Source organism: Pontibacter chitinilyticus, assembly GCF_039748935.1.
Classification (GTDB): Bacteria; Bacteroidota; Bacteroidia; order Cytophagales; family Hymenobacteraceae; genus Pontibacter; species Pontibacter chitinilyticus.
Genome location: NZ_JBDIZJ010000021.1, coordinates 23,860 through 33,058, shown reverse-complemented (window position 1 = coordinate 33,058; position 9,199 = coordinate 23,860). Strand labels below are relative to the sequence as shown.

Genomic DNA, 9,199 nt, shown 5'->3' with positions numbered 1-9,199 from the left:
CCTGCTCTGCATCGGCAAACACCCGCACCGGCAGCTTCTCGTAACGCGTCTCTTCCAGTAAATTTAATCGCGACATAGTGTTAATGTTTTATGGCCAGAAATATGCTGTAAGGTTTCAAAACTTTCGAGAGAAGAAGATGCCGCTGCACCTATCGTTCGGATTCCAGGAAACTTTCAAAGATGTTTTCCATCACGGTGGCAACAGAGCCCATGATGCCTGCATTCTCTCCTAACTGAGACAAGGCAATACCGGTCCTTTCCCGCAGTTGCGTCATGCAGTAGGTGTTGATAGAATGCTGTATCGGAATGGTGATGTATTGTTTCGCTTCGGCCATCTTGCCCCCAAGTATGATGAGTTCCGGGTTAAACAGCTGGATTAGGATCGCGATCCCTTTTCCCAGTTTCATCCCGATTTCCGATAGAATACTGATGGCAAACTGATCTCCCTGGTTGGCAGCATCTATAATAGTTTGCGGTTCTATCTGTTCTATCTCCTTGTCGGATAAAGCGTTCAGGGTGGAACTCTGCCCCGCTCTGATACCTTCTTTGGCCATCTCAGCCAGCGCAGTGCCGGAGGCAACTGTCTCCAGGCAGCCTCGTTTTCCGCAATGGCACAAAACGCCGCCATCGATCAGCGGAATGTGGCCGAATTCACCTGAAAACCCCGTGGTGCCATTCCGAAGTTTGCCATCCATAATAATGCCGAGGCCGATGCCCCAATCCATCGAGAGCACCAGCACATCTCTTCTGCCGTAAGCAAGCCCAAACCGGTATTCAGCCAGCGTGGCGCTCTTAACGTCATTTTGTATGTAAACAGGCTTGTTGAATTTGAGCTCCAGCAGGTGCTGCAGCGAAGCCGTTTCGCTTTGGGTGAGCAGGTACGTATAGTTGTTCCCTTCTTTGGATGCTACCAGTCCGGGCATGCTGATACCAATACCCATTAATTTATCCGGATCTATGCCAGAAGTGAGAATCAGGCTTTGCGCATACGCATAGAGTTCCTCTACAGCACTGAGGTCTTTGGTGAGGTGGATAGGGAAGGATTGTATATCGGCAATGCTGTTGCTGTTGCTGTCGAAAAGCGCCATTCGGGTTTTGAAGCGGCCCATCTCAATGCTGAGTACAAACAGTGAGTTTTCCTTCAGTCCGTACAGGTCAGGCTTTCTTCCTCCCACCGATTTACCCCGTCCCTGCTTCTCCACCAGGCCTTCGGCTGCCAGCTCATTGATCAGTCCCATAGAAGTAGGAGAGCTGATCTTGAGGCGGTGGCAGATGTCTGCGTTCGCCTTAGGCCCTTTGGTGTATAAATACTTGATAATACGTATTTTAAGGAGATGTTTTTTCCGCTCGATGTTGTTGAGCCCTTCCAGGTATGTCGGTTCAATCTCCAGTAATGGGCGCATTTCTTTTGTAGCGATTTAGGATAAGTCTTATAAATGAAGAAATAATTTTCGTTAAAGCCAAATACTTTAATAAAATTTTTATAAAAGATTTGAAACTTAGTTAGGCATGAAGTAGAGGTAGAGTGATAAAATAGCAGTAAAGATTTTAATATTAAAGCGCTGCAGTGGCTATACTTGCAAGAGCACCTTTATACTTGTAGTGCAGCTTAAAAAGTAGCGGATCGAAAGAAACAAGAAGTATGATTCTGTGGTGCCATGGAGCTGCAACGTATAAACCTCTTTTTATCTATCCTATTTAAGATCAAGCACAGATGCCTGGCTGAGCTGGTTTTGTTCTTTTATTCCTTTTGCAGCCATGGAATAGCAGCCGTTGTAGAAAGCCTGTCGGAATAAAAGGCTATATTGAAAAGCATCATGACAGGTAAATTCTTAAATAGAAGGTACCTTTTAAAGCAGCTATGTTTTCCCCGATTATTGTAACAGATGAAGGACAAGCCCGCAAATGATCGTAGAAGTTTTCTAAAGCATGTTTCCGCCATGGGAGCTGCCGCTGTGCTGGTTCCACAGCTTTTGCAGGCAACTCCATCTGCTACAAGCAGCAAAAGTAAAGCGGGCGAAGGCTTTACCTTTCTGTTTCAGGGAGACTCCATTACCGATGGCAACAGAAGCCGCAACAACGACTGGAACCATGTGATGGGGCACGGCTACCAGTATATAACAGCCTGTAAGCTAGGGTATGAATATCCTGAAAAAGGGTTTCACTTCTTTAACCGCGGCATTAGCGGGAACACGGTGCCCGATCTAGCGGCCCGTTGGCAAACCGATACGCTGGACCTAAAACCTGATCTGCTCAGCATCCTGATCGGTATAAATGATGTGTCGGCTCAGATCAACGGGGATAAAAGCTTTACCGTTGCAGCGTATGAGCAGGGGTATCGGGCTTTATTAGAACAAACAAAAAAGCAGTTGCCACAGGTGCAATTTGTGCTTTGCGAGCCCTTCATACTGCCGGTCGGGAATGTGAAAGATAAATGGGAAGCCTATTCAGAGGAAGTTAAAAAGCGGCAGGCAGTGGTAAAGCGCCTGGCAACAGCGTATGATGCCGTGTATGTACCGTTTCAAAGCGCCTTTGACCAAGCCCAGGCAAAAGCGCCCGCTGAATACTGGATCTGGGACGGCATCCACCCGATGCCTGCCGGGCATGAGCTCATGGCGCGGGAATGGATTCGGCAAGTAAGCAAAAGGCTGCCGTTCATCCATAGCTCAGCTACAAACTAACGCAAACAAAAGCCTTTGCTCCGGATATTTGCTCTACAGCCAGGGCTGTTCACAACTGTCCCGCACCTGTAGCAATTGCTGGTGTTGCCGGAGTATAACAATGGCTCATCAAATCAGACAGAACATGAAAAGATACTGTTTAGCACTTGATTTAAAAGACGACCCGGAACTGATAGCGGCGTATGAGCAGTGGCACCAAAATGTAAGCGCAGCGGTAAAAAAAAGCATTTTGGACGCCGGTATCACGAACATGGAAATTTACCGGCTGGAAAACCGCCTGTTTATGCTCATGGACACGGATGAAACTTTTAGCTTTGAAAGAAAGGCAGCCATGGACAAAGCCAACCCGGAAGTGCAGGCATGGGAAACGCTCATGTGGAAATTTCAGCAGCCGCTCCCCTGGGCCAGGGCGGGAGAGAAATGGATGCTGATGGAGAAGATCTTTCAAGTATAAAACAGGAAGCGCAGACACGCTTCAGGCCCCTTATCTTTATACCTATATGAAGACACTTGTGTGTACCACGCCCGGCGTGCTTGACTACAGCCAGAAAGAAAAGCCGGTGGTCAGCCAGGGCAAAGCCATCCTGAAGATCAAACGCATTGGTATCTGTGGCACCGACCTGCACGCCTTTGAAGGCACGCAACCCTATTTCAGCTATCCCCGCATACTGGGCCACGAGCTCTCGGGCGAGTTGGTGGCGTTTGATGATGCGCCCGGGTTTGAGGTAGGCGAGGCAGTCACCTTCATCCCATACTTTAATTGCGGTACCTGCATTGCCTGCCGCTCTGGAAAGCCCAACTGCTGTAGCAGCATTCAGGTATGTGGGGTGCATGTAGACGGGGGCATGGCCGAATATATCGCTGTTCCTTCGTATGCGCTGGTGCACGGAGAAGGGCTGGGGTATGAGGCCCTTGCTTTGGTGGAGCCATTGGCTATAGGCGCCCACGGCGTACGACGCGCCAATGTGCAGCCAGGCGAGTATGTCTTAGTAGTGGGTGCTGGTCCAATTGGTTTAGGGATTATGGCGTTTGCCCGCATTGCCGGTGCCCACGTTATTGCGCTGGACATAAACGAGTCGCGGCTGGCCTTTTGCAAAGCTAAACTACACATGGATTATACTATAAATGCTGCGACAACGGATGTGCCGGAAAAATTAAGAGAGCTAACGAAGGGCGACATGCCTACCGTCGTGATTGATGCTACCGGGAGCCATGCGGCTATAAACAAGGGGTTTGAGTACATGGCGCATGGGGGTAGGTATGTGCTGGTGGGTTTGCACAAAGGAGAAATATGCGTAAGCCATCCGGAGTTTCACATGCGGGAAGCGACCCTGATGAGCAGCCGGAACGCTACCCGCGCAGATTTCGAACATGTGATTGCCGCCATGAAAAGTGGCAAGCTTGACCCCACAACTTACATCACCCACAGCGTGCCATTCTACGAGGTGAAGGAGACCTTTGCCAGCTGGCTTGATCCTGCCAATGGCGTTATCAAAGCCATGGTGGAGCTGGGAGACTAAGAGGACCAAACTGAAGTATAAATTAAGTATATTTCTTTTAATGAATTCATACTTCCTTGCGGTGACGTTCGCATTACATTTACCCGGATTACTATTTTAACAATGGGCAGAACATTTACTGAAAACAAGAACAGATGAATCAACTTAAAGTATACCTTCTTTCATTCCTTATACTTGTTTTATCCTGCACAAGTGCAGCTGCCCAACAGGACCTCAGGCTCTGGTACAAGCAGCCGGCAAAGATTTGGACTGATGCCTTACCATTGGGGAATGGCCGGCTGGGAGCCATGATTTATGGCCGGGTAAACGAAGAGCTCATTCATCTGAACGAAGAAACATTGTGGTCCGGTGGTCCTGCCAACCTGAACCCTAACCCCGAAGCGCCAACGTATTTACCTCATATAAGAGAAGCCCTGTTCAGGGAAGACTATAAAACGGCCGAAGCGCTTTGCCGGAAGATCCAGGGTTTGTATACTGAGTCTTACATGCCTTTAGGTGACCTGGTCATCAGGCAGCCCTTTACCGGAGAACCCACAGACTACTACCGCGACCTTGATATTGCCAATGCCACAACGGTAACCCGCTTCAAAATAGGAGGAACCCAGTATACCCGCGAGGTATTAGCGTCGGCGCCCGACCAGGTTATTGTAATAAAGCTTACTGCAGATAAAAAAGGCAAACTGAATTTTGACGCTTCTACCAAAAGCCAGCTCCGCTTTAAAAATATTGTAGGCGCATCAAACGAGCTCGTGATGCGCGGAGAAGCGCCTTCGCATGTGGACCCCAACTATGTGAATGACAACGCCCCGCCGGTTATTTACGATGATACGGACCAGTGCCGGGGAATGCGGTATGAGCTGCGCATCAAAGCAAAAAATAAGGACGGTAAAGTAACCACCGATCAGGCGGGCTTACACGTGACGGGTGCGACGGAAGTCGTGCTGTATATTTCGGCCGCCACCAGTTTTAACGGTTTTGATACCTGCCCCGACAAAGATGGCAAAGATGAATCGGCCCTTGCACAATCCTACTTAAATGCAGCCTTCCGGAAAAGCTATGCTAGTATAAAGAAAGCCCATGTAAAAGATTACCAGCACTATTTTAACCGGGTAAGCTTTTCGTTGAACCATAACCCGGAGGTAAAGCTGCCGATGCTGGAGCGGCTGATGCGCTATGCTGATGGAGCCGATGATCCGGCGCTGGAAGCTTTATACTTCCAGTATGGCCGTTATTTGCTGCTCTCTTGTTCCCGGCCCGGCGGTATCCCGGCAAATTTGCAAGGCATCTGGAACCCTATCCTGCGGGCGCCGTGGAGCAGTAACTTTACCACCAACATCAATGTGCAGATGAATTACTGGCCCGCTGAAATGGTGAACCTTTCAGAAATGCACCAGCCTTTACTGGAGTTCATTCAGCACCTGGCGGTAACGGGCAGGCAAACAGCTCAGAATTTTTACAATGCCAAAGGCTGGGCAGTGCATCATAACTCCGACATTTGGGCTACATCTAACCCGGTGGGCAATCTGGGCAAAGGCAGTCCTACCTGGGCCAACTGGGCTATGGGCAGCCCCTGGTTAAGCCAGCACCTGTGGGAGCATTACAGCTATACCGGCGACCGGGAGTTCCTGGCGAAAACCGCTTATCCGCTCATGAAAGAAGCGGCTGTGTTTTGCCTGGATTGGCTGGTGGAAGATAAGAATGGCTACCTGGTCACGGCACCGTCTTCTTCGCCTGAAAACGTTTTTATTACGGATAAAGGTGAGCAGGGCAGTATTTCGGTGGCTTCTACTATGGACATGGAGATCATCTGGGATCTGTTTACCAACGTGATTGAAGCGTCCGAAATATTGAATACTGATCCGGAGTTCAGGAAGCTGATCGCTGAGAAAAGGAGCAAGCTCTTTCCGCTGCAAATAGGGAAGAAGGGAAACCTGCAGGAATGGTACAAAGACTGGGATGAAGCTGACCCGCACCACCGCCACGTGTCTCATTTGTTCGGGTTGCATCCGGGCCGGGAGATCTCGCCGATCACCACGCCTGAACTAGCCCAGGCTGCCCGCAAGACCCTTGAGTTAAGGGGGGATGCCGGCACGGGTTGGAGCATTGCCTGGAAGATTAACTTTTGGGCGCGCCTGCACGATGGCAACCACGCCTACAAACTGCTCCGCAACCTGCTGCACCTGACCGGAGTGGAAGGAACCAACTATGCAGAAGGCGGCGGCTCTTACGCCAACCTGTTCTGCGCCCATCCACCTTTTCAGATAGACGGTAACTTCGGCGGTACCTCCGGCATCGGGGAGATGCTGCTGCAAAGTCAGGCCGGGTTTATTCATCTCTTACCCGCTTTGCCGGATAACTGGAAGGATGGCAAAATAACAGGCCTGCGGGCAAGAGGCGGTTTTGAAGTAGACATGGAGTGGAAGGATCACAGGCTGGTATCGGCGCGCATCCGCAGCAGCAACGGTACGGCTACCAAAGTCAGGTATGGCGACAAAACAGTGGAGCTGCAGCTAAAGCCTGGTGAGGTGAAAAAGCTCAACAGTTCGCTTATTATCTGATGATTTAGCGGGCAAGACAGCAGCTTCCGTTTCTGTATACTTTCAGAGTAGTCCATGTACTTTACCTGGCAACTTCTGCTATACTTTGCTATATTTAAGCTATGGCAGAGCAGGCAGGTGGCGGTGCTGAATGGAAGATCTGACAACTACTGCCTTTTGTCAGGGAGTTTAAGGGTACTGCACGCTGGCTGTTCAGGCCAGAGCAGCATGTTTACTGAGCAACATGATCAATTTCTGAAAACATAGAAACTATGGCCGCAGACACCAACAAGCTCCCCCTGATAAAGGCAGGTAACATCTGGCCTTTTCTGCTCATCACCAGTCTTTTCTTTTTGTGGGGCCTGGCCAACAACATGACCGATACGCTTCTGGCGGCTTTCAAACGGATCATGAGCATGTCGGATTTTCAGACTTCCTGGATTCAGATGGCGTTCTATGGCTCTTACTTTTGCCTGGCCTTACCTGCTGCTATTTTGATTAAGAAGTATACTTATAAAACAGGCGTGCTGGTTGGGTTAGGGCTATTCGTGTTGGGGTCGCTGCTTTTTTACCCGGCCAGCATCACCATGGTCTACGGGCACTTTCTGGTAGCGCTTTATGTGTTAGCCGGCGGTCTATCTATCCTGGAAACTGCCTCCAACCCTTACATCGTCGCGATGGGGCCGGAAGATACGGGAACCAGGCGGTTGAACTTAGCACAGTCTTTCAACCCTATTGGTTCTATTACAGGAGTGTTGCTGAGCAAGGTATTTATACTTTCTCATTTAAACCTTTCTAGCGCAGCGGAGCGGGCGCAGATGAACAAGGCACAACTGGCCACCATCCAATCAGAAGAGTTACGGGCAGTGATGGGGCCGTATGTAGGGGTCGCTGTTTTCCTGGTGCTGCTGTGGGTGGTGGTTAAGTTCACCAAAATGCCCAAGGCGTCTGATGCCGGCACAGAACTGGATCTGGGCCCCACTTTCAAACGGCTGATCAAAACACCGCATTACGTATGGGCCGTCGTCGCACAGTTCTTTTATGTCGGCGCCCAGATTGGCGTATGGTCCTATACGATCCGGTATGTTATGCAGGAGCTGCGGCTGAACGAAGACGAGGCTTCCAACTACTATATGGCTGCTTTGATTCTGTTTATGGCCTGCCGCTTTATTTTTACCGCCCTCATGAAGTATATCAAACCTAAAACGTTGCTGCTGCTCACAGCGGTAGCCGCCGCTGTTTGTACCCTGATCGTTATTTATGGCACCGGGTATGTGGGGGTGTATGCCTTGGTTGGTATCTCAGGCTGTATGTCGCTGATGTTCCCTACTATTTATGGAATTGGGGTGCGCGGCCTTGGGAATGATACGAAGATAGGAGGTTCAGGCCTGATCATGGCCATACTTGGCGGGGCTGTTTTAACTGCGGTGCAGGGGCATATTTCCGATCTGACACAAGATATTAACCTGGCATTCTATGTTCCGCTGGTGTGTTTTATCATTATTGCCCTGTATGCCCTTACAGAAGGAAAACTTCAGCCCGCTGCCAGTGTACACCACGGGGGAAAAGCAGAAGTTGCTTCGGGCGAGCATAGCATCCGGGCGGTATAATAGCGCGTCATTCAGGAATCAACATAAAAGGTGTTGCGGCGCACTTGACCAATAGAAAGCCAGCAACTAACTTAAGAAGTATAAGATGTTCAAACTGACAGGAAAAACAGCCGTGGTAACGGGCGGCGGAAGCGGCATCGGGAAAGCTATCTCCATTGCTTTTGCGGCACAAGGTGCCGAGGTGCACGTGCTGGAGCTACAGCAGGAAGTCGCTGAGGAGACGATTGCCGAAATCAAAGCCGCCGGAGGCACCGCTGTCGCCCATCAATGCGACGTTAGCAAGCAGGACATGGTGAAAGCGGTGTTCGCATCTATCCCGCAGGTAAATATACTGATCAACAACGCCGGCATTGCGCACGTGGGCAACCTCGAGCATACCTCAGAAGAAGATATGGACCGGATCTACCAGGTAAATGTGAAAGGCGCTTATAATTGCCTGCTGGCAGCTGTCGTGCAAATGAAGGCGAACGGCGGAGGCGCTATTGTGAATCTGGCATCCATTGCCTCGCATGTAGGCATACCGGACCGCTTTGCCTACTCCATGAGCAAAGGCGCCATTTATGCTATGACCTTATCGGTCGCTAAAGATTACCTGGCGGCCAACATTCGCTGTAACAGTATTTCGCCGGCGCGGGTGCATACGCCCTTTGTCGATGGCTTCATTTCTAAAAACTATCCGGGCAAAGAGCAGGAGATGTTCGAGAAACTGTCGAAAACGCAACCCATCGGGCGTATGGCTGAGCCTGAGGAAGTAGCGGCCCTGGCCCTCTTTTTAAGTTCCGACGAAGCAGCTTTTATTACCGGCACGGACTACCCGATTGATGGCGGTTTCATTCACCTGAACAACTAAA

The 9,199-nt window shown here is 50.1% G+C and carries 7 protein-coding genes; 6 read left to right on the top strand and 1 reads right to left on the bottom strand.

Annotation, left to right across the window (positions count from 1 at the left end; genetic code table 11):
- Positions 1-149: 149 nt before the first annotated feature.
- Complete coding sequence (locus ABDW72_RS20135; protein WP_347160436.1) at positions 150-1,403, bottom strand: ROK family transcriptional regulator; 1,254 nt, start codon at positions 1,401-1,403, stop codon at positions 150-152.
- A gap of 483 nt (positions 1,404-1,886) precedes the next feature.
- Here ABDW72_RS20135 and ABDW72_RS20130 point away from each other — a divergent pair, with 483 nt between their 5' ends.
- The 6 genes from ABDW72_RS20130 (at position 1,887) to ABDW72_RS20105 (ending at position 9,198) form a co-directional block, all read left to right on the top strand.
- The gene (locus tag ABDW72_RS20130) at positions 1,887-2,681 is read left to right on the top strand and encodes an SGNH/GDSL hydrolase family protein (protein WP_347160435.1); all 795 of its coding nucleotides are present in this window, start codon (positions 1,887-1,889) and stop codon (positions 2,679-2,681) included.
- A gap of 124 nt (positions 2,682-2,805) precedes the next feature.
- Positions 2,806-3,135: an L-rhamnose mutarotase gene (locus ABDW72_RS20125; protein WP_347160434.1), complete on the top strand. Its 330-nt coding sequence runs from the start codon at positions 2,806-2,808 to the stop codon at positions 3,133-3,135.
- A 46-nt stretch (positions 3,136-3,181) separates the two neighbouring features.
- The gene (locus ABDW72_RS20120; protein ID WP_347160433.1) at positions 3,182-4,201 is read left to right on the top strand and encodes a zinc-binding alcohol dehydrogenase family protein; all 1,020 of its coding nucleotides are present in this window, start codon (positions 3,182-3,184) and stop codon (positions 4,199-4,201) included.
- 134 nt (positions 4,202-4,335) lie between these two features.
- Positions 4,336-6,759: a glycoside hydrolase family 95 protein gene (locus ABDW72_RS20115; protein ID WP_347160432.1), complete on the top strand. Its 2,424-nt coding sequence runs from the start codon at positions 4,336-4,338 to the stop codon at positions 6,757-6,759.
- Between the two features lie 251 nt (positions 6,760-7,010).
- Entirely contained in the window at positions 7,011-8,348 is a 1,338-nt protein-coding gene (fucP, locus tag ABDW72_RS20110; protein ID WP_347160431.1) for an L-fucose:H+ symporter permease, read from the top strand.
- An 85-nt stretch (positions 8,349-8,433) separates the two neighbouring features.
- Positions 8,434-9,198: an SDR family NAD(P)-dependent oxidoreductase gene (locus tag ABDW72_RS20105; RefSeq protein WP_347160430.1), complete on the top strand. Its 765-nt coding sequence runs from the start codon at positions 8,434-8,436 to the stop codon at positions 9,196-9,198.
- Position 9,199 lies beyond the last annotated feature (1 nt).